Here is a 19,101-nt window from a genome sequence, read left to right as displayed (position 1 = left end):
CATCCCCGCGTCACCGAACCGCCGTCCGGCACCGGCCCGTTGGAGGAGACTCCGTCCGCACGGACGCTAAGCGGCCGGAGGCACGTCCGTGCTCGACCGCACCACCAGGCTCGTCGCCAGCTCCACCCGGGTCGCCGCCCGCTCCTCCCGCTCGCTCCCCAGCTCCAGCACCAGCCGGGCCGCGGCCTCGGCCATCTCGGTGAGCGGCTGCCGTACGGTCGTCAGCGGCGGACCCACCCAGCGCGCCACCGGCAGATCGTCGAAGCCGACCACGCTGAGGTCCTCCGGGACGCGCAGACCCAGCTCACGGGCGGCCTCGTACAGGCCGAGCGCCTGGAGGTCGTTGCCCGCGAAGACGGCGGTGGGCCGGTCCGGGCGGCGCAGCAGCTCCAGGCCCAGGCGGTAGCCCGCGTCGTGGTGGAAGTCACCGGCCACGACGAGGGAGGGGTCGACGGGCAGTCCGGCCGTCTCCAGGGCGGCCCGGTAGCCGTCGACCCGGGCCCGGCTGCACATCATCCGGGACGGGCCGCTGATCGCGCCGATCCGGGTGTGGCCGAGTTCCACCAGATGGCGGGTGGCGGCGAGACCGCCCTGCCAGTTGGTGGCGCCGATCGACGGAACGTCCGGGCCCGGGTCGCCGGCCGGGTCCATCACCACGAACGGGATGGAGCGGCTGGTCAGCAGCGCCCGCTGGGACTCGTCGAGCTCGGAGAGCACCAGCACCACACCGTGCGGGCGGCGGGCGGCCACCTGGTCGGCCCAGGTGCGGCCGGGGGTGAGCCGGCCGGCCGACTCGGACAGGACCACGCTCAGCCCGGCGTCCCGGGCGACGTTCTCCACGCCCCGGATGACCTCCATCGCCCAGGCGCTCTCCAGCTCGTGGAAGACCACGTCGATGAGGGGCGAGCGGGATGCCTCGGCACGGCGGCGCCGGTAGCCGTAGGCGCGCAGCAGCTCCTCGACGCGGGTGCGGGTGGCGGGGGAGACATCGGCCCGGCCGTTGAGGACCTTCGAAACAGTCGGAGCGGAGACTCCCGCCTCACGGGCGATCTCGGCGAGGGTCGCCGTCTGCGTTCCTGCGGGCTTCGAGGGCTTCATGCCCGCGATCGTATCCCCGGCGGACCGCTTGACGAAGCCCTCGGCAGGTCAGAGCTCTCCGGAACATTCGAATGATCGGGCGAAACATTCGAGCAGGTGACCCGTGAAACGCGAACACCCCGCCGCCGGTGACCCGGGGGCGGGGTGTCGAGTGGAGCGCCGGGCAGGCCTTGCACCTGCATCTCCCCGCAGGAAGCGGGGCGTCTTTCCTTGGACCACCAACGCACTGCGTCCGGACCGGTGTTCCGGCCGTTCGCTGTGTGATGATCATAGCGCAGTCGGGGCGGTTTCCCCAACTCAGCCCTCCGCCACCGCCTCGAACCGCCATCGGTGCACGGGCCGGGTGACCAAGTCCCGGTCGGGATCCGGCAGTTCGGGAAGCGGGGCGTCGTACGGCGCGTCCCACCACGTGACGACCAGCACCCGGTCCTGCGGCGCGCGGAAGGTCTCGCGGCGCAACGGCTCGCCGGCGAGGGGCTGTTCGCGCACCCAGGCCAGCAGGTCCGCGCCCCGGCCCTCGGTGGCCCGGGCCTCCCACATCAGGGCGACGGTCACGAGTAGAGGTTCTCCTTGCTGACCTCGTGCACATGGTCGTGGTCGTGGCCGGGCACGTGCGGGTCGGTCACCGGCAGGGAGGAGTCGGCCGACAGGTCCCAGGCGGACGCGGCCCGGTTGCGGGCGACCATCTCGGCGCCGAGCGCGGCCACCATGGCGCCGTTGTCCGTGCACAGCTTGGGACGCGGCACGCGCAGCCGGATACCGGCCGCCTCGCAGCGCTCCTGGGCGAGCGCGCGCAGCCGGGAGTTGGCCGCCACACCGCCGCCGATCATCAGGTGGTCCACGCCCTCGTCCTTGCAGGCGCGGACGGCCTTGCGGGTCAGCACGTCGACCACGGCCTCCTGGAAGGAGGCGGCCACATCGCGGACCGGGACCTCCTCGCCGGCCGCGCGCCGGGCCTCGATCCAGCGGGCCACGGCGGTCTTCAGGCCCGAGAAGGAGAAGTCGTACGCCGGGTCGCGCGGGCCGGTCAGGCCGCGCGGGAAGGCGATGGCCTCCGGGTCGCCCTCCTTGGCGTACCGGTCGATGACCGGGCCGCCGGGGAAGCCCAGGTTCAGCACGCGGGCGATCTTGTCGAAGGCCTCGCCGGCCGCGTCGTCGATGGTCGAACCCATCGGCCGGACGTCCGACGTGATGTCGGCCGACAGCAGCAGCGAGGAGTGGCCGCCGGAGACCAGCAGGGCCATCGTCGGCTCGGGCAGCGGGCCGTGCTCCAGCTGGTCCACGCAGATGTGGGAGGCGAGGTGGTTGACGCCGTACAGGGGCTTGCCGAGCGCGTAGGCGTACGCCTTGGCCGCCGAGACGCCGACGAGCAGGGCGCCCGCGAGACCGGGGCCCGCGGTGACCGCGATGCCGTCCAGGTCCCTGGCGCTGACCCCCGCCTCCTTCAGCGCGCGGTCGATGGTGGGGACCATCGCCTCCAGGTGCGCCCGGGACGCCACTTCCGGCACCACGCCGCCGAAGCGGGCGTGCTCGTCGACGCTGGAGGCGACGGCGTCCGCCAGCAGGGTGGTGCCGCGGACGATGCCGACGCCGGTCTCGTCGCAGGAGGTCTCGATGCCGAGGACGAGAGGTTCGTCAGTCATTGATATCGGTTCCTTGTACTGAGGCGGAGCCCGCGGCCGAGCCGCTGCCGGGTTCCGTGGTCAGGCGCATCACCAGGGCGTCCACATTGCCCGGCTGGTAGTAGCCGCGCCGGAAGCCGATGGGGGTGAAGCCGAAGCGCTCGTAGAGCTTCTGGGCGGGCAGGTTGTCCACCCGGCACTCAAGCATCACCTCGTGGCACTCGAACGCGGTCGCCGCGCGCAGCAGCTCGGTCAGCAGGCGGGCACCGAGGCCGGTGCCCTGGTGGTCGCGGGCCACGGCGATGGTCTGCACGTCGGCCAGGTCACCGGCGGCGGCCAGGCCCGCGTACCCGACGATCCGGCCGTCGGCGGACTCGGCGACGAGGTAGCAGCGGGTGGCCTCGGGCCCCCGGGAATGGGCCAGCTCGGACCAGAACATGCCCCGGGACCAGGCGTCCTCGGGGAACAGGTCCCGTTCGAGCCCCAGGACCGGGTCGATGTCCCACCAGCGCATCTCGCGCAGTCGGGGGGGTGCCGGCTGTGTCACTTGGGGGTGACCACCTTGTAGTTCTTGGGGACCTGGGCGTCCGGCCGGCGCAGGTACAGCGGCCGGGGGGCCGCGAGCTCCTCGCCCGCGGCCAGCTTCTCCGCCGCGAGCGAGGCGAGGGCGGCGGCGGACACGTGCTCGGGCTCGTGGGCGCGCGGGAACGTGTCCGGGTAGAGCAGCGCGCCGGCGCCGACCGCCGGAAGGCCCGCGACCCGCTCGGCGATGTCGGCCGGACGGTCGACGGCCGGGCCGGTCAGCCGGGTCCGGGAGTCGGCGTACGTGGCCCAGTAGACCTCCTTGCGCCGGGCGTCCGTCGCCACGACGAAGGGGCCCTTCTCGATGTCGGCGGCGTAGGCGAGGCCGTCCAGCGTGCACAGGCCGTGCACGGGGACGCCGAGCGCCAGGCCGAAGGTGTCGGCGGTCATGAGGCCGACGCGCAGGCCGGTGTAGGGGCCGGGCCCGGTGCCGACGACGATCCCGGTGACGGCCTCCAGCTTCAGTCCGGCCTCGGTGAGGACCCGGTCGACGGCCGGCAGCAGCAGCTCTCCGTGCCGGCGCGCGTCCACCTGGCTCGACGAGGCGATGACGTCGGTGCCGTCGTGCAGGGCGACGGTGACGGCGGGTGTTGCGGTATCCAGAGCGAGCAAGAGCACGCGAACAGCCTACGGCGCCCGCGCCGCCCGCAGGGTCGTCCGGGACGGACGGTCACCGACTGCTACGGTCTGTACGAAGTACGACATATACACCGGTTGACGGCACGAGGCAGAGGTGGCGCAGGTGGCAGGGACCAGCTCGGGGATCGTGGCCGTCCTCACCGCGGCGGCGCTGGGAACGGTCGGTTTCCTCGCCTACCGGGCCCAGGCGACCGTCCCGGCGGGCCTGGGCGCGGGGCCGGTGGCACACGCGACGCCCACCTCCAAGGCACCCCGGGACCGGCACCACCCGACCGCCCTGCCGAGCGGCTCCGGAACGGGTGAACGGGTCGTGTACTCGGTGGACGACGACCGGGTCTGGCTGGTCACCCCCCGGGAACGGGTGCAGCGCACCTTCCCGGTGCGGCCGGGCACGGTCGACCCGCCGGTCGGCACGTACTGGGTGACGTCCCGCTCCAGCACGGCCACCGGCACGGACAGCGTCCCCATCGAGCACGTGGTGCGGTTCACCAGCGTGGACGGGGTGGCCATCGGGTTCAGCGCGGCGGTGAACGGCGGCGCGGAGGGCTTGACGGCCGATTCCGGCGTGAAGACGGGCGGCATCCGGGAGACGCGGTCGGACGGGGACGCGATGTGGAACTTCGCGACGATCGGTGTGAAGGTCGTGGTGATCCGCTAGGGCGCCGGACGGGCCATGGCTAGGCGCCGTGCCGGGATGCGCCGTCGGGAGGCTGCGGGACCGTGGCGGCCGGGCGTGTCCACGCGGCGGTGCCCGCGTGCTCGCCCCGCGCCCCTTCGGGGTGTTCGAGCCGCGGTGGCCTGGAGACCGCGTCCGCCGCAGCGCAGGCCGCCAGCAGATCGCGCATGGACACCGGTTGCACTGTGGGCATGGACGCCTCCTGAGCCGCGGGGGCGGACGTACTTAGGCACGCCTAAGTACGGGCTGGATACCATGTCACCACGCCCGGGATGTCCTGCGCAATATCTTGCCGACGGCTTGTCGGAATGTGTCGGCGGCCTCAGCCTGACAGCGTCTCCAGGTCCGTCTCGGACCAGCGTTCGCCCAGGCCGGTGACGGTCACGTGCCGTACCTCGTCCGTGGTGTCGCCGACCGCGCGGTGGATGACCACCTGGAGGCGGTCCTCGGTCAGCTCCTCGACCTTGCCCTCGCCCCATTCAACGACGATCACCGAGTCGGGCAGCGAGACGTCGAGGTCCAGGTCCTCCATCTCGTCCAGGCCGCCGGAGAGCCGGTAGGCGTCGACGTGCACCAGGGGCGGGCCGTCACCGAGGGACGGGTGCACCCGGGCGATCACGAAGGTCGGCGAGGTGACCGCGCCGCGCACGCCCAGGCCCTCACCGAGCCCGCGGGTCAGCGTGGTCTTGCCCGCGCCCAGCTCGCCGGTGAGCATCACCAGGTCGCCCGCGCGCAGCAGCTTGGCCAGTCGGCGGCCCAGCTCCCGCATCTGCTCCGGGGAGGTGACGGTCAGCTGGGTCTCAGCGGGGTTGTGCGGTGCTGCTGGTGCTTCCATAGCCACTTACGGTAGCCCCTGCGGGCACCGCACCCGCGCGGGTGAGCAGGTCGGCGAGGCGGTCGGTGACCACTTCCGGGTGCTCCAGCATCACCAGGTGCCCCGCGTCCGGCACGAGCACCAGCTCGGCGTCGGGCAGCAGGTCGGCGATGGCCTCGCTGTGCTCGCTGGGCGTGACCAGGTCCTGGACGCCGGCCAGCACGAGCACCGGCATGTCGCGGAAGCAGACGAGCGCCCCGGTCTTGTCGTGGTCGGTGAAGGCCGGGTAGAACTCGGCGACCACGTCGATCGGCGTCGACTCGATCATCCGCTCGGCGAAGCGCTCCACGGCCGGGTCGACGTCCCGGCCCGCGAACGAGTACCGCTTGATGATCCCGGCGAACAGGTCGGCGGTGGCCCGGCGCCCCTTCTCCACCCACTCCGCCTGCTGCCCGAGCGCCTTCAGCACCCCGGGGAGGATCCGGCGGACGGCGTTGACGCCGGCCACCGGCAGCCCGAAGTTGACCTCGCCGAGCCGCCCGGACGACGTGCCGACGAAGGCGGTGGCGACGACCCGGTCCCGGATCAGCTCGGGGTACTCCGCGGCGAGGGCCATCATGGTCATGCCGCCCATCGAGTGACCGACCAGCACCACCGGCCCGTCCGGTGCGGCGGCGTCGAGCACGGCCTTCAGATCGCGGCCGAGCTGGTCGATGGTGACGGGCACCCGGTCCCGGGTCTGGGCCACGCCCCGCGCGGACCGCCCGTGACTGCGCTGGTCCCAGTACACGGTCCGGACGACCCCGCGCAGGGCCGCCCGCTGGAAGTGCCAGGAGTCCATGCTGAGGCAGTAGCCGTGGCAGAAGACGACGGTGACAGGGGCGGGGGCCTTGCGGCCGAAGAGCCGGCGCCGGCGCGGGGAGACGTTCGGGCCGGCGTCCGGCTCGGCCTCGTCGACCTCGTAGTACAGCTCGGTGCCGTCGTCGGCGTACGCCTTGCCGGGGGTGCCGCGCAGGGTGCCGTAGGGGCCCGCCGCGTCCAGGGCCAGCCGGGCCTTGCGGCGCATTCCGCGCCCCACCGTCATCCGTTCGATGGCGACACCGGCCGCCGCTCCCGCGGCGAGCACGCCTATCGCGGCACCGGCGAGGCCGGTCGCCCTGCGCCAGCTCCCGGCCGCCCCCGCGGCGGAGGCGGCGGCCGCCGAGGCGACGACTTCCGCCACGACCTCCGCGCTGCTCTCGCTCACGTACCGCTCCTCTTCGCCGTACTGCAGTTCGCCTGGGTGGGTGCCGTCGCGGAACGGGTTACCCGAGTTCTTGCACGTTCACGTGAATGCGCTCACATGGACGCGTTCACATCGACGTTCACATCGCCGCGTCTATGTGGACGCGCTCACATGGAACGCGTTCACGTGGCCGCGTCCACATAGACGCGGGGAACGCGCGTTCCGATGCGTGTGACGATCTCGTACGCGATCGTGCCGCAGGCCTGCGCCCAGTCCTCCGCCGTGGGCTCACCGCGGTCGCCGGGCCCGAACAGCACGGCCTCGCTGCCCACCGGGGGCTCGTCACCGCCCAGGTCCACCACGAACTGGTCCATGGCCACCCGCCCGGCGATCGTCCGCCACTTGCCGCCGACCAGCACCGGGCCGGTGCCCGAGGCGTGCCGCGGGATGCCGTCCGCGTAACCGACGGGCACCAGGCCGAGCGTGGTCTCGCCGGGGGTGACGTAGTGATGGCCGTAGCTGACGCCGTGTCCGGCCGGGGTGTGCTTGACCAGGGCCAGCGAGGCGCTGAGCGTCATCACCGGACGCAGCCCGAAGTCCGCCGGGGTGCCCAGCTCCGGGCTGGGCGAGACGCCGTACAGGGCGATGCCCGTGCGGACCAGGTCGAAGTGGGACTCGGGCAGGGTGAGGGTGGCCGGCGAGTTGGCGATGTGCCGCACCTCGGGCCGTACGCCCCGGTCCTCGGCGTACGCCAGCATCTCCCGGAACCGGGTGAGCTGGGCGGTGATGGACGGGTGCCCCGGCTCGTCGGCGCACGCGAAGTGCGACCACACTCCGGTGACGCGGACCAGTCCCTCGGCCTCCGCGCGCAGGGCGGCACCGACCAGCTCGGCCCAGTCGTCCCCCGGCTGGCAGCCGTTGCGGCCGAGTCCGGTGTCGGCCTTGAGCTGCACGCGCGCGGGCCGCCCCGCCGCCCGGGCGGCCTCGACGACCTCCCGCAGGGCCCACATGCCGCTCAACGAGACGTCGATGTCGGCCTCGATCGCCTGCCGCCAGGGCCCGCCCGGCACCCACAGCCAGCACAGGATGCGGCCGGGCAGCCCGGCCGCGCGCAGCGCGAGGGCCTCCTCGGCCGTGGCCGTGCCGAGCCAGCTCGCGCCCGCCGCGAGGGCGGCGCGGGCACACGGCACCGCGCCGTGGCCGTATCCGTCGGACTTGACGACGGCCATCACGGCGGCGCCCTCGGCCCGGGCGCGCAGGGCCCGCACATTGGCGCGCAGGGCGCCCAGATCGATCTCGGCGCGGGCGCGCAGGGCGGCGGTCGGCACAGCTGGTGTCTCACTCATGGCTCCCCCAGTCTCTCAGAGCCCCCCTCGGCGGGACGTGGGCCGGGTCCCCGCCGTTGCGCCTCCGGCCGTCAGCGGGGGGCGGTCCTCGGCGGAGCGTGGGCCGGGTGCCGCCGTTGCCCCTCCGGCCGTCAGCGGGGGGGTCCTCGGCGGGGCGTGGGCCGGGTGCGGCGGTTGGCCTCCGGCCGTCAGCGGGGCGGTCCTCGGCGGAGCGTGGGCCGGGTGCCGCCGTTGCCCCTCCGGCCGTCAGCGGGGTGCGGGTGCCTGGGGGCCGGTCGCGCAGTTCCCCGCGCCCCCAGGGAGTTGCACCGCGGCGCCCCGGGTGAGGACCCGGGGCCCGCCGTTGCCCCTCCGGCCGTCAGCGGGGTGCGGGTGCCTGGGGGCCGGTCGCGCAGTTCGCCGTGGCCCGGCCCCGGGGAGTTGCGCCGCCGTCGGTCGCGCCGTGCCGGTCAGCCTCGTACGTCTCTCCAGGCCTCCGGGATGTGTGAGGCGACGTCATGTGCGCCCGTGGGCGCGCCGTCCGCTGCGAAGCGGCCCGCCAGCCCGTGCAGGTACGCGGCCACGCTGCCGGCGTCCGCCGCCCGCAGCCCCGAGGCCAGCAAGGACCCCGCCAGCCCGGACAGCACGTCACCGCTCCCGGCGGTGGCCAGCCACGGCGTCCCGGTGGCGTTCACCCGCACCGGTCCGCCCGCGAAGTCGGCGACGAGTGTGGTCGACCCCTTCAGGAGCACGGTCGCCCGGTACACCGCCGCCAGCTCCCGCACCGCGGCCAGCCGGGCCGCCTCGACCTCCTCGCGCCGCACCCCCAGCAACGCGGCGGCCTCCCCCGCGTGCGGGGTCATCAGCGTCGGCGCCGTACGCCGCCGCACCGCGTCCCGGTCGGCCAGCCGCAGCCCGTCCGCGTCCAGCAGCACCGGCACGTCCGCCTCCAGCACCTCGGCGACGGCGGCCGCGTCGTCCCCGGCGCCGGGCCCGACCACCCAGGCCTGCACCCGCCCGGCCTTCGCGGGCCCGGCGTCGGAGACGAGGGTCTCCGGGAAGCGCGCGATGACCGCGTCCCCGGCCGGCCCGACGTACCGCACGGCCCCGGCCCCGCCCCGCAGCGCGCCCGACACCACCAGCACGGCCGCCCCGGGGTAGCGGGCCGACCCGGCGGCGATCCCGACCACCCCGCGCCGGTACTTGTCGCTCTCCCCCGTCGGCAGCGGCAACAGCCGGGCCACGTCGGCGTGTTGCAGAGCCTCCAGTACGGCGTCGGCGGACGGTGGTTCGAGACCGATGCCGACCAGCCGCACCACTCCCGCGTACTCCCGCGCGGGATCCACCAGCAGCCCCGGCTTGTACGCGCCGAAGGTGACGGTCAGGTCGGCCCGGAGCGCGGCCCCCCGCACCTCCCCGGTGTCCGCGTCGACGCCGCTGGGCAGGTCCACGGCCACGACGGCGGCCCGGGACCGCGCCACCACCCCGGTGAGCCGCTCGGCGTCCGGCCGCAGTCCGCCCTTGCCGCCGATCCCGACGATCCCGTCCACCACCAGGTCGGCCCGCAGGATCAGTTCGTCCAAGGAGGCGGCGGGGTCCGCGGCGGTGACCGTGCCGCCCGCCCGCCGCAGGGCCGCCAGCCCCCCGCCGTGGGCCCGGCCGGGCGTCAGCAGGACGGCCGTCACCCCGGCGCCGCGCCGGGCCAGCCGGGCCCCCGCGTAGAGGGCGTCCCCGCCGTTGTCCCCGCTGCCGACGAGCAGCACCACCCGGCTGCCGTACACCCGCCCGAGCAGGTCGGCGCAGGCGGCGGCCAGCCCGGCGGCGGCCCGCTGCATCAGCGCGCCCTCCGGCAACCGTGCCATCAACGCCCGCTCGGCGGCCCTTACCGTCTCCACGCTGTACGCAGTACGCATGGCACCGAGTCTGCCCCGTAACCCCCACCGCCCACACCCGGGCCCGGGACCGGTCAGCCCTCGGCGACCACCACGGCCGAGGCCACGCCCGCGTCATGACTGAGCGACACGTGCCAGGCCCGCACACCCAGCTCGGCGGCCCGCGCGGCCACGGTCCCCTTCACCCGCAGCCGTGGCTGCCCGGTGTCCTCCACGTACACCTCGGCATCGGTCCACTGCAGCCCCGACGGCGCGCCCAGCGCCTTCGCCAGCGCCTCCTTGGCGGCGAACCGGGCCGCGAGCGAGGCGATGCCGCGCCTGTCCCCGCTGGGCAGCAGCAGTTCCCGCTCCACGAACAACCGGTCGGCCAGGCCCGGCGTCCGCTCCAGGGACGCCCGGAACCGGTCGATCTCGGCGACGTCGATGCCCACCCCGATGATGCTCATGCCGAGCACCCTACGACCCCGGTGACAGGGCGGCGGCGCTGGCGACACGGCGACACCACGTCGGACCCCCGGCGCCGCACGACGGCCGGAAGGGGCGCTCTACGCTTCCGGCATGACGTCCTCGCGTGCCTATCTCTCCGACCTCTTCTCCCTGGACGGCCGTGTCGCCGTGGTGACCGGAGGCAGTTCCGGTATCGGGCGGGCCATCGCCGGGGCACTGGCCCGGGCCGGGGCGAGCGTGGTGATCGTGGCCCGGAGGAAGACAGAACTGGTCTCAACGGTGGACGAGTTGGTGGCGGACGGCTGCCGGGCCGCCTGGGTCAGCGGTGACCTGGGCACCCGCGACGGGGTGCGCGCGGCGGCCGAGGAGGCCGCGGCCGTCTTCGGTGAACCCGACATCCTCGTCAACTCCGCGGGGATCAACCTCCGTCCGCCGATGGACGAGTTGGGCGAGGACGTGTGGGACACCACCATGGCGGTGAACCTGGAGGCCCCGTTCCTGCTCGGACAGCGGTTCGGCCCCGGCATGGCCGAGCGGGGCTTCGGGCGGATCATCCACGTCACCTCCCAGCAGGCGCACCGCGCCTTCGTGCAGAGCGGCGCCTACGGCGTCTCGAAGGGGGGTCTGGAGTCCCTGGCCCGCTCCCAGGCCGAGGCGTGGTCGCCGCACGGCGTCACCTGCAACACCCTGGTGCCGGGCTTCGTGCTGACCCCGCTCAACAGGCGGCTCCAGTCCGACCCCGGGAAGGTGGCGGCGCTGGCCGCTCGGACGATGGTCGGCCGCAACGGTCTCGCCGAGGACTTCGCGGGCGCGGCCGTGTTCCTGGCCGGCCGCGCCTCCGCCTACATCACGGGCCAGTCGATCCACGTGGACGGCGGCTTCTCCGTCCACTGACGGAGCCGCGCCGGACGGGGCCCCGCTCGACGAGGCTCCGCCTCCTCACTCCACCGTGACCGACTTGGCCAGGTTGCGGGGCTGGTCCACCTCGTTGCCCCGGGCCGTGGCCAGCTCGCAGGCGAAGACCTGGAGCGGGACCGTGGCCACCAGCGGCTGCAGCAGGGTGGGCGTGGCCGGGATGCGGATGAGGTGGTCGGCGTAGGGGACGACCGCCTCGTCGCCCTCCTCCGCGATCACGATGGTCCGCGCGCCCCGCGCCCTGATCTCCTGGATGTTGGAGACGATCTTGTCGTGCAGGACGGACCGGCCGCGCGGGGACGGGACGACGACGACCACCGGCACGTCCTCCTCGATCAGCGCGATCGGGCCGTGCTTCAGCTCGCCGGCGGCGAAGCCCTCGGCGTGCATGTAGGCCAGTTCCTTCAGCTTGAGCGCGCCTTCGAGGGCCACCGGATAGCCCACGTGCCGGCCGAGGAACAGCACCGTGTCCTTGTCGGCCAGCGTCCGCGCCAGCGCCCGCACCGGCTCCATGGTCTCCAGGACCCGCTCGACCTCCTCGGAGATGCGGGACAGGTCCTTGATCACCGCCTGGATCTCGTCGCCCCACTTGGTGCCCCGCACCTGGCCCAGGTACAGCGCGACCAGGTAGCAGGCGACCAGCTGGGTCAGGAACGCCTTGGTGGAGGCGACGGCGACCTCCGGGCCCGCGTGCGTGTAGAGCACCGCGTCCGACTCGCGCGGGATCGTCGAGCCGTTGGTGTTGCAGATCGCCAGCACCTTCGAACCCTGCGCCCGGGCGTGCCGGAGGGCCATCAGGGTGTCCATGGTCTCGCCGGACTGGGAGATGGCGATCACCAGCGACCGCCCGTCCAGGATCGGGTCCCGGTAGCGGAACTCGCTGGCCAGCTCCACCTCGCACGGGATGCGCGTCCAGTGCTCGATGGCGTACTTGGCGATCAGGCCCGCGTGGAAGGCCGTACCGCACGCCACGATGACGACCTTGTCGATCTCGCGCAGCTCGGAGGGGGTGATCCGCACCTCGTCCAGGGTCAGTGAGCCGGACGGGTCGATGCGGCCGAGCAGGGTGTCGGCGACCGCCTTGGGCTGTTCGGCGATCTCCTTGAGCATGAAGTAGTCGTACCCGCCCTTCTCGGCCGCCGAGGCGTCCCAGTCCACGTGGTAGGAGCGGACCTCGGCCGGGCGGCCGTCGAAGCCCGTGACCGTGACGCCGTCGCGCCGCAGTTCCACCACCTGGTCCTGGCCCAGCTCGATCGCCGAGCGCGTGTGGGCGATGAACGCGGCGACGTCGGAGGCCAGGAACGCCTCACCCTCGCCGACGCCGACCACCAGCGGGGAGTTCCGGCGGGCGCCGACCACCACGTCCGGGTCGTCGGCGTGCACCGCGACCAGCGTGAACGCGCCCTCCAGCCGCCGGCACACCAGCCGCATCGCCTCGGCGAGGTCGGCGGTCGCCGAGAACTCCTCGGCCAGCAGATGGGCGACGACCTCGGTGTCCGTCTCGGAGTTCAGCTCATGGCCGCGCTCGGCCAGTTCGGCGCGCAGCACCGCGAAGTTCTCGATGATGCCGTTGTGGACCACCGCGACCCGGCCCGCGTTGTCCAGGTGGGGGTGCGCGTTGGCGTCCGTGGGGCCGCCGTGGGTGGCCCAGCGTGTGTGTCCGATGCCGGTCGTGCCGGCCGGCAGCGGCCGTTCGACCAGTTCCTTCTCCAGGTTGACCAGCTTCCCGGCCTTCTTCGCGGCGGCCAGCCCGCCGTCCGCCAGTACGGCGACACCGGCCGAGTCGTAACCCCGGTACTCCAGCCGCTTCAGCCCGGCCATCACGACATCGAGCGCCGACTGCGACCCTACGTATCCCACGATTCCGCACATGAACCGCAGCCTACGGGCCGTCCCCCCGTCAAAAGTGGTGCCGCGTGCCCGGATTCGGAAATCCTGGGTCCGTTCAGAGCACATCCGCAGCACATCCACACTCCCGCACAACCGTGCGAGCGGGTCGGAGGTCTACCGGACGAACGCAACAAGCGAACACCGGGAGACACACAGGTGAAGCGTAGACATCGCACCGTTCTGGCCACGGCCGTCGCCGCGACGCTGGCGGGGGGCCTGACCGTCGGGCTGACCGGACCCGCCTCCGCGACCGGTCCGAGCGCGACGGCCGCGAAGCAGGCCCTGACCGACTTCAACGGTGACGGGTACGGCGACTTCCCCGTCACCGCCCCGGCCGCCCGGCTGAACGGCAAGTGGCGGGTGGGCGCGGTCAGCGTCCTCTACGGCTCCGCCCGGGGCGTCTCCGCCGACCGGCGCACCACCATCACCCAGGACACCGCCTGGGTGCCGGGCGCGGCCGAGAACGGGGACCTGTTCGGCGCCGCGACCACCGCGGGCGACTTCGACCACGACGGCTACACCGACCTCGCCGTCGGCACCCCGCTGGAGGACGTGGGCCAGGACGTCAACGGCGGCCTGGTACAGATCATGTGGGGCTCCGCGAAGGGCCTCGCCTCGGCCACCACGATCCCCGACCCGGCCCCGGCCGCCCACGACCGCTTCGGCGCCTCGCTCGCCGCCGGCGACTTCGACGGCGACGGCCGCACCGACCTGGCCGTCGGCACCAACGGGTCCACCCTCTACACCTTCCGCAAGGGCATCTCCCGCGGCGGGAAGGCCGGCGCCCTCGCCACCCGCTCCCTGCCGCTGCGCTCCGCGCCGGAGGCCGGGATCACCAACCTCTCGGCCGGGGACGTCACCGGCGACGGCCGAGCGGACCTGGTGGTCAACGGCCTGAACCCCACCAAGGGCGCCGACGGCACGTACTACAACGTCAACTACTTCGTGCCGGGCACCGCCACCGGCCCCTCGACCAGCAGCGCCAAGAAGATGCCCGGCGGCGTCGCCGGCGCCATCGGCGACCTCGACGGCGACGGGCGCGGCGACATCGTCACCGGCGTCTACTGGGGCCGGACCACCGCCGACGGCCCCATCGGCGGCAAGGTCGTCGTCACCTACGGCTCCGCCTCCGGCCCCTCCAGCCGCACCCAGACCATCACCCAGGAGTCGGGCACCGTCCCCGGCGACTCCGAGAACTGGGACAAGTTCGGTCAGGCGGTCGCCCTCGGCGACGTCAACGGCGACGGCCTGCTCGACCTCGCCGTCGGCGCCCCGCAGGAGAACATGCGGCTGTGGGGGCACATGTACTACGGCATGGGCACCGTCACCGTGCTGTACGGCTCGAAGTCCGGCGTCGACACCAGCGCCGCGCCGCAGTACTTCTACCAGGGCAACCACGACGTCCCCGGCGAGCCGTACGGCAACTTCGGCACGGCCGTGCTGCTCACCGACCTCGACCACGACGGCGGCGCCGACCTGATCGCCGGCACCCCGTGGGCGGACAACGGCGACGGCACCGTCACCGTGCTGCCGTCGGGCCCCGCGGCGGACGGCGGCCGGCGCATCGGGACGACGGGCGCTCAGCTGCTCAAGCCCGCGCAGGTCGGGATGGAGATCCTCTGGGCCGTCCCGCAGTTCGGCAGCATCCTCCAGAACTCCCGCCAGGTGTCCCTGATCAACACCTGAGGCACCCGCCGAGACGGCCCGGGCGGGGTGGGGAGGGATCGCGTCAGACACGCCACCGGACGCGTGACATACCCCACCCCGCCATCCCGTTCAGACTCCGTTAACAATGGACTGTGATCTCACCGGTCTCCTCGATGCCCCGGAGCGCCCACCGGCACAGGCCGGAGGCGACTCCCTACGTCGATCTCACCCGTGCCGAGTGGAGCGCCCTGCGCGACAAGACGCCGCTGCCGCTCACCGCCGAGGAGGTGGAGAAGCTCCGTGGCCTCGGTGACGTCATCGACCTGGACGAGGTGCGGGACATCTACCTCCCGCTCTCCCGGCTCCTCAATCTCTACGTCGGCGCCACGGACGGCCTCCGGGGCGCGCTGAACACCTTCCTCGGGGAGAAGGGCTCCCAGGCCGGCACCCCGTTCGTCATAGGGGTCGCCGGCTCGGTCGCCGTGGGGAAGTCCACCGTCGCCCGCCTGCTCCAGGCCCTCCTCTCCCGCTGGCCCGAGCACCCGCGCGTGGAACTGGTCACGACGGACGGCTTCCTGCTGCCCACCCGGGAGTTGGAGGCCCGCGGCCTGATGTCGCGCAAGGGTTTCCCGGAGTCCTACGACCGCCGGGCCCTCACCCGCTTCGTCGCCGACATCAAGGCCGGCAAGGACGAGGTGTCCGCGCCGGTCTACTCGCACCTCATCTACGACATCGTGCCCGGCGAGAAGCTCACCGTCCGCCGCCCGGACATCCTGATCGTGGAGGGCCTCAACGTCCTCCAGCCCGCCCTGCCCGGCAAGGACGGCCGCACCCGGGTCGGTCTCGCCGACTACTTCGACTTCAGCGTGTACGTCGACGCGAGCGCCGACGACATCGAGAACTGGTACCTGAGCCGCTTCAAGAAGCTGCGCCAGACGGCGTTCCAGAACCCGAACTCGTACTTCCGCAAGTACACCCAGGTCTCCGAGGAGGAGGCCCTGGACTACGCCCGCACGCTCTGGCGGACCATCAACAAGCCCAACCTGGTCGAGAACATCGCCCCGACCCGGGGCCGGGCCGGCCTCATCCTCCGCAAGGGCCAGGACCACAAGGTCCAGCGCCTCAGACTCCGCAAGCTGTAGCGGAACCTGTTGGATGGGCGCATGTTGCATCTGCGCCTGATCACCCCCGCGGAGCGGACCGACGAGGTGGTCCGCCTGATCGAGACGACGGTCGGCACCACCCACCTCGTGGTCCTGCCCGGCGCCGCCCGTGACCCCGCCGGCGACGTCGTCCTGTGCGACGTGGCCCGCGAGGCGGGCGACGAACTCATCGCCGGGCTACGGCGCCTCGGTCTGGACGACACCGGCTCGATCGCCATGGAGACCATCGACCTCTCCCTGTCCCGGCGGGCCGACGAGGCCGAGGAGGAGGCGCCGGGAGAGGGCGCGGACGCGGTGCTGTGGGAGGGCCTGACCGAGGCCACCCACGAGGAGTCGACGCTGTCGGTCACCTACGCGGCCTTCATCACCCTGGCGACGATGATCGCGGCCTGTGGTGTCGTGCTGGACAACGCGATCCTGATCGTGGGCGCGATGGCGGTGGGCCCGGAGTTCGGCCCGCTGGCCGGCATCTGCACGGCTCTCGTGCGACGCCGGCCGCGCCTGGCATGGCGCTCGCTGACCGCCCTGCTGGTGGGCTTCGCGCTGGCGATGGCCCTGACCGCGGGGTTCAGTCTGCTGATGGACGCGGTCGGCCTGTTCAGCAAGGCGCGGCTGGAGGCCGATCGACCCAACACCGGCTTCATCTACGCGCCGGACTGGTTCTCGTTCGTCGTCGCCGTGCTCGCGGGGATCGCCGGCACGCTGTCGCTGACGTCCGCCAAGTCCGGCGCCCTGGTGGGCGTCGCCATCTCCGTGACGACCGTACCCGCGGCCGCCAACGCGGCCGTGGCCCTGATCTACGACGACACCCACCAGGCCGCGCGCTCCTCGGAACAGCTCCTGCTGAACCTCCTGGGCATCATCCTGGCGGGAACGTTCACGCTGCTGGCCCAGAAGTACTTCTGGAACCGGCACCGGCGACACCCATGGGGCCGCCGGCCCTAGGGTCTTTCGTTTGGATCAGGCCGGATCAGGGAGCGGGGTCTGGTGCCGTGCATCGCAAGGCGGAGGAGGCCGCCATGGCGGAGCCATGGCAACCGACGACAACGCGGCGAGGCGCGGCACCAGACCCCGCGAGCCCGGCATGATCCGAACGAGAGGCCCTAGCCGAGGGCGGACTTCACGGCGTCGGCCAGCCGCCCGGCGACAGAGCGGGCCTGCTCGATGTCGGCGGCCTCGACCATCACCCGCACCAGCGGCTCGGTGCCGGAAGGACGCAGCAACACCCGCCCGGTCTCCCCGAGTTCCCGCTCGGCCTCGGACACGGCGGCGGCGAGGTCGGCCGACGTACGCACCCGCGACTTGTCCACGTCGGGCACGTTGATCAGCACCTGCGGCAGCCGCTCCATGACGGAGGCCAGCTCCCGCAGCGTACGGCCGGTCTCCGCGACCCGGGCCGCCAGCAGCAGCCCGGTCAGCGTGCCGTCACCGGTGGTCGCGTGGTCGAGGACGATGACGTGCCCGGACTGCTCGCCGCCGAGGGCGTACCCGTGCTCCTTCATCTCCTCCAGCACGTACCGGTCGCCCACGGCCGTCTGCACGAGCCGGATGCCCGCGCGCTCCATGGCCAGCTTGAAGCCGAGGTTGGACATCACGGTCGCGACGACGGTGTCGGAGCGCAGTGCGGAACGCTCCCGCATCGCCAGCGCGAGCACGGCGAGGATCTGGTCGCCGTCGACCTCCTCACCGGTGTGGTCCACGGCCAGGCAGCGGTCGGCGTCGCCGTCGTGCGCGACGCCGAAGTCGGCGCCGTGCTCGACGACCGCGGCCTTGAGCTTGTCCAGGTGGGTCGAGCCGCAGCCGTCGTTGATGTTGAGGCCGTCCGGCTCGGCGCCGATCGTGACGACCTGGGCACCGGCCCGGGCGAACGCCTCCGGCGAGACCCCCGAGGCCGCGCCGTGCGCTTCGTCCAGGACGATCTTCAGCCCGTCGAGCCGGTTGGGCAGCACCGCGAGCAGGTGGGCGACGTACTGCTCGAAGCCCTCCTCGTACGACCGGATGCGCCCGACCCCGGCGCCCGTCGGCCGCTCCCACGGCTCGCCGTGCCGGTGGGCGTCGTAGACCGCCTCGATCCGGTCCTCCAGCTCGTCGGCGAGTTTGTGGCCGCCGCGCGCGAAGAACTTGATGCCGTTGTCCGGCATGGCGTTGTGGCTGGCGGAGAGCATCACGCCGAGGTCGGCGCCGAGCGCTCCGGTCAGGTGCGCCACCGCAGGGGTCGGCAGCACGCCGACCCGCAGGACGTCCACGCCCGCGCTGGCCAGGCCGGCGACCACCGCCGCCTCCAGGAACTCCCCGGACGCGCGCGGGTCCCGTCCGACCACCGCCGTCGGCTTGTGGCCCTCGAAGGTGCCCGCCTCGGCCAGCACGTGCGCCGCGGCGACGGAGAGGCCGAGCGCCATCTCGGCCGTCAGATCCGCGTTGGCGACACCGCGCACGCCGTCCGTGCCGAAGAGTCGTCCCACTTGTCCTCCTGAGGAAGCGTCCTTGCTGCCGGGAATGATGGCAGACGCCATGACATCCGATCACACAAGCCTTTGAGCGTCTTGTGTCGTTATACGCCCTTGGCGGGGATAAACGAACGCCCCGACGGCACAAGTGGCGTGCCGCCGGGGCGTTCGGAGTACGAGCAGGCAGCTGCTGATTAGCGCTTGCTGTACTGCGGGGCCTTGCGGGCCTTCTTCAGACCGGCCTTCTTGCGCTCGACCGCACGGTCGTCGCGCTTGAGGAAGCCGGCCTTCTTCAGCGGGCCGCGGTTGTTGTCGACGTCGGCCTCGTTCAGCGCACGGGCGACACCGAGACGGAGCGCACCGGCCTGACCGGAGACACCGCCACCCGCGATGCGGGCGATGACGTCGTAACGGCCCTCAAGCTCCAGGACCTTGAACGGCTCGTTGACTTCCTGCTGGTGCACCTTGTTGGGGAAGTAGTCCTCAAGGGTGCGACCGTTGATCTTCCACTTGCCGGTGCCCGGGACGATCCGGACGCGGGCGATGGCGTTCTTGCGGCGGCCCAGGCCGGCGGCCGGCTGCGGCTCGCCGAAGCGGGAGGCCAGGGACTCCGAGGTGTACTCGCCCTCGACGGGGACCTCGGACTCGGTGGTGTAGCTGTCGATGTCAAGCTCTTCGAGCGGCTGCTCGGCAGTGGTCTCGGCCACGATTCTCCTCAG

Annotated in this window: 19 protein-coding genes and 1 tRNA gene; 5 read left to right on the top strand and 15 right to left on the bottom strand. The window is 73.0% G+C overall.

What is annotated here, in order from left to right:
* Nucleotides 1–66 precede the first annotated feature (66 nt).
* The 6 genes from ACH4LD_RS25105 to tsaB all read right to left on the bottom strand — a co-directional run bounded on the left by ACH4LD_RS25105 (nucleotide 67) and on the right by tsaB (nucleotide 3,920).
* Nucleotides 67–1,098: a LacI family DNA-binding transcriptional regulator gene (locus ACH4LD_RS25105; protein ID WP_132786911.1), complete on the bottom strand. Its 1,032-nt coding sequence runs from the start codon at nucleotides 1,096–1,098 to the stop codon at nucleotides 67–69.
* A 152-nt stretch (nucleotides 1,099–1,250) separates the two neighbouring features.
* A tRNA-Gly gene (locus tag ACH4LD_RS25100) sits at nucleotides 1,251–1,323 on the bottom strand.
* A gap of 72 nt (nucleotides 1,324–1,395) precedes the next feature.
* Entirely contained in the window at nucleotides 1,396–1,653 is a 258-nt protein-coding gene (locus tag ACH4LD_RS25095) for a hypothetical protein (protein WP_398056483.1), read from the bottom strand.
* Complete coding sequence (gene tsaD, locus ACH4LD_RS25090) at nucleotides 1,650–2,741, bottom strand: tRNA (adenosine(37)-N6)-threonylcarbamoyltransferase complex transferase subunit TsaD (protein WP_398056484.1); 1,092 nt, start codon at nucleotides 2,739–2,741, stop codon at nucleotides 1,650–1,652. The genes ACH4LD_RS25095 and tsaD overlap by 4 nt, the downstream gene beginning before the upstream one ends.
* Nucleotides 2,734–3,234 carry a ribosomal protein S18-alanine N-acetyltransferase gene (gene rimI, locus ACH4LD_RS25085; protein ID WP_132787214.1) on the bottom strand — a complete coding sequence of 167 codons (501 nt, stop codon included), beginning with the start codon at nucleotides 3,232–3,234 and terminating at the stop codon, nucleotides 2,734–2,736. Before rimI ends, tsaD begins: the two co-directional genes overlap by 8 nt.
* Nucleotides 3,235–3,263: 29 nt before the next feature.
* Nucleotides 3,264–3,920, bottom strand: a complete 657-nt coding sequence (gene tsaB, locus ACH4LD_RS25080; RefSeq protein WP_132786917.1) for a tRNA (adenosine(37)-N6)-threonylcarbamoyltransferase complex dimerization subunit type 1 TsaB — start codon at nucleotides 3,918–3,920, stop codon at nucleotides 3,264–3,266.
* A gap of 124 nt (nucleotides 3,921–4,044) precedes the next feature.
* Between tsaB and ACH4LD_RS25075 the strand changes: the two genes are divergently transcribed.
* Nucleotides 4,045–4,599, top strand: coding sequence for a hypothetical protein (locus tag ACH4LD_RS25075; protein ID WP_398056485.1), 555 nt, complete (start codon nucleotides 4,045–4,047; stop codon nucleotides 4,597–4,599).
* Between the two features lie 19 nt (nucleotides 4,600–4,618).
* Here ACH4LD_RS25075 and ACH4LD_RS25070 read toward each other — a convergent pair whose 3' ends face one another.
* From ACH4LD_RS25070 to ACH4LD_RS25045, 6 genes are all read right to left on the bottom strand, one after another.
* A complete protein-coding gene (locus ACH4LD_RS25070; RefSeq protein ID WP_398056486.1) occupies nucleotides 4,619–4,810 on the bottom strand; it encodes a hypothetical protein in 192 nt (63 codons plus the stop codon).
* 129 nt (nucleotides 4,811–4,939) lie between these two features.
* Nucleotides 4,940–5,452 carry a tRNA (adenosine(37)-N6)-threonylcarbamoyltransferase complex ATPase subunit type 1 TsaE gene (tsaE, locus tag ACH4LD_RS25065; RefSeq protein ID WP_398056487.1) on the bottom strand — a complete coding sequence of 171 codons (513 nt, stop codon included), beginning with the start codon at nucleotides 5,450–5,452 and terminating at the stop codon, nucleotides 4,940–4,942.
* Nucleotides 5,418–6,677, bottom strand: a complete 1,260-nt coding sequence (locus tag ACH4LD_RS25060; RefSeq protein ID WP_398056488.1) for an alpha/beta fold hydrolase — start codon at nucleotides 6,675–6,677, stop codon at nucleotides 5,418–5,420. Before ACH4LD_RS25060 ends, tsaE begins: the two co-directional genes overlap by 35 nt.
* A gap of 161 nt (nucleotides 6,678–6,838) precedes the next feature.
* Nucleotides 6,839–8,002 carry an alanine racemase gene (alr, locus tag ACH4LD_RS25055; RefSeq protein ID WP_398056489.1) on the bottom strand — a complete coding sequence of 388 codons (1,164 nt, stop codon included), beginning with the start codon at nucleotides 8,000–8,002 and terminating at the stop codon, nucleotides 6,839–6,841.
* 449 nt (nucleotides 8,003–8,451) lie between these two features.
* Nucleotides 8,452–9,894, bottom strand: a complete 1,443-nt coding sequence (locus tag ACH4LD_RS25050) for an NAD(P)H-hydrate dehydratase (RefSeq protein WP_398056490.1) — start codon at nucleotides 9,892–9,894, stop codon at nucleotides 8,452–8,454.
* A 53-nt stretch (nucleotides 9,895–9,947) separates the two neighbouring features.
* Nucleotides 9,948–10,319, bottom strand: a complete 372-nt coding sequence (locus tag ACH4LD_RS25045) for a holo-ACP synthase (protein ID WP_041665442.1) — start codon at nucleotides 10,317–10,319, stop codon at nucleotides 9,948–9,950.
* Nucleotides 10,320–10,431: 112 nt separating this feature from the next.
* Here ACH4LD_RS25045 and ACH4LD_RS25040 point away from each other — a divergent pair, with 112 nt between their 5' ends.
* Nucleotides 10,432–11,214 carry an SDR family oxidoreductase gene (locus tag ACH4LD_RS25040; RefSeq protein WP_132786931.1) on the top strand — a complete coding sequence of 261 codons (783 nt, stop codon included), beginning with the start codon at nucleotides 10,432–10,434 and terminating at the stop codon, nucleotides 11,212–11,214.
* 45 nt (nucleotides 11,215–11,259) lie between these two features.
* On the opposite strand, the gene glmS is transcribed toward ACH4LD_RS25040, so the two are convergent.
* Nucleotides 11,260–13,107 carry a glutamine--fructose-6-phosphate transaminase (isomerizing) gene (gene glmS, locus ACH4LD_RS25035; protein WP_398056491.1) on the bottom strand — a complete coding sequence of 616 codons (1,848 nt, stop codon included), beginning with the start codon at nucleotides 13,105–13,107 and terminating at the stop codon, nucleotides 11,260–11,262.
* 174 nt (nucleotides 13,108–13,281) lie between these two features.
* Here glmS and ACH4LD_RS25030 point away from each other — a divergent pair, with 174 nt between their 5' ends.
* The 3 genes from ACH4LD_RS25030 to ACH4LD_RS25020 all read left to right on the top strand — a co-directional run bounded on the left by ACH4LD_RS25030 (nucleotide 13,282) and on the right by ACH4LD_RS25020 (nucleotide 16,880).
* Nucleotides 13,282–14,811 carry an FG-GAP and VCBS repeat-containing protein gene (locus tag ACH4LD_RS25030; RefSeq protein WP_398056492.1) on the top strand — a complete coding sequence of 510 codons (1,530 nt, stop codon included), beginning with the start codon at nucleotides 13,282–13,284 and terminating at the stop codon, nucleotides 14,809–14,811.
* 134 nt (nucleotides 14,812–14,945) lie between these two features.
* Nucleotides 14,946–15,914: a type I pantothenate kinase gene (gene coaA, locus ACH4LD_RS25025; RefSeq protein ID WP_398056605.1), complete on the top strand. Its 969-nt coding sequence runs from the start codon at nucleotides 14,946–14,948 to the stop codon at nucleotides 15,912–15,914.
* Between the two features lie 21 nt (nucleotides 15,915–15,935).
* The gene (locus ACH4LD_RS25020; protein ID WP_398056493.1) at nucleotides 15,936–16,880 is read left to right on the top strand and encodes a DUF389 domain-containing protein; all 945 of its coding nucleotides are present in this window, start codon (nucleotides 15,936–15,938) and stop codon (nucleotides 16,878–16,880) included.
* Nucleotides 16,881–17,038: 158 nt separating this feature from the next.
* Here the strand turns inward: ACH4LD_RS25020 and glmM are convergent, their stop codons facing one another.
* Both glmM and rpsI read right to left on the bottom strand, forming a co-directional pair.
* Complete coding sequence (gene glmM / locus ACH4LD_RS25015; RefSeq protein ID WP_398056494.1) at nucleotides 17,039–18,397, bottom strand: phosphoglucosamine mutase; 1,359 nt, start codon at nucleotides 18,395–18,397, stop codon at nucleotides 17,039–17,041.
* Nucleotides 18,398–18,576: 179 nt separating this feature from the next.
* Nucleotides 18,577–19,089 carry a 30S ribosomal protein S9 gene (rpsI, locus tag ACH4LD_RS25010; protein ID WP_103812805.1) on the bottom strand — a complete coding sequence of 171 codons (513 nt, stop codon included), beginning with the start codon at nucleotides 19,087–19,089 and terminating at the stop codon, nucleotides 18,577–18,579.
* Between the last annotated feature and the right edge of the window lie 12 nt (nucleotides 19,090–19,101).

Origin of the sequence: Streptomyces sp. NPDC017676 (assembly GCF_044329325.1) — a bacterium.
GTDB lineage: Bacteria > Actinomycetota > Actinomycetes > Streptomycetales > Streptomycetaceae > Streptomyces.
This window is presented reverse-complemented; position numbering and strand designations above follow the sequence as displayed.

Bases quoted from the DNA above. Each gene is read 5' to 3' on its own strand.
- ACH4LD_RS25105 (WP_132786911.1), bottom strand. From the start codon at position 1,098: ATGAAGCCCTCGAAGCCCGCAGGAACGCAGACGGCGACCCTCGCCGAG.
- tsaD (WP_398056484.1), bottom strand. From the start codon at position 2,741: ATGACTGACGAACCTCTCGTCCTCGGCATCGAGACCTCCTGCGACGAG.
- rimI (WP_132787214.1), bottom strand. From the start codon at position 3,234: ATGCGCTGGTGGGACATCGACCCGGTCCTGGGGCTCGAACGGGACCTG.
- ACH4LD_RS25070 (WP_398056486.1), bottom strand. From the start codon at position 4,810: ATGCCCACAGTGCAACCGGTGTCCATGCGCGATCTGCTGGCGGCCTGC.
- tsaE (WP_398056487.1), bottom strand. From the start codon at position 5,452: ATGGAAGCACCAGCAGCACCGCACAACCCCGCTGAGACCCAGCTGACC.
- alr (WP_398056489.1), bottom strand. From the start codon at position 8,002: ATGAGTGAGACACCAGCTGTGCCGACCGCCGCCCTGCGCGCCCGCGCC.
- ACH4LD_RS25050 (WP_398056490.1), bottom strand. From the start codon at position 9,894: ATGCGTACTGCGTACAGCGTGGAGACGGTAAGGGCCGCCGAGCGGGCG.
- ACH4LD_RS25045 (WP_041665442.1), bottom strand. From the start codon at position 10,319: ATGAGCATCATCGGGGTGGGCATCGACGTCGCCGAGATCGACCGGTTC.
- ACH4LD_RS25040 (WP_132786931.1), top strand. From the start codon at position 10,432: ATGACGTCCTCGCGTGCCTATCTCTCCGACCTCTTCTCCCTGGACGGC.
- glmS (WP_398056491.1), bottom strand. From the start codon at position 13,107: ATGTGCGGAATCGTGGGATACGTAGGGTCGCAGTCGGCGCTCGATGTC.
- coaA (WP_398056605.1), top strand. From the start codon at position 14,946: ATGCCCCGGAGCGCCCACCGGCACAGGCCGGAGGCGACTCCCTACGTC.
- ACH4LD_RS25020 (WP_398056493.1), top strand. From the start codon at position 15,936: ATGTTGCATCTGCGCCTGATCACCCCCGCGGAGCGGACCGACGAGGTG.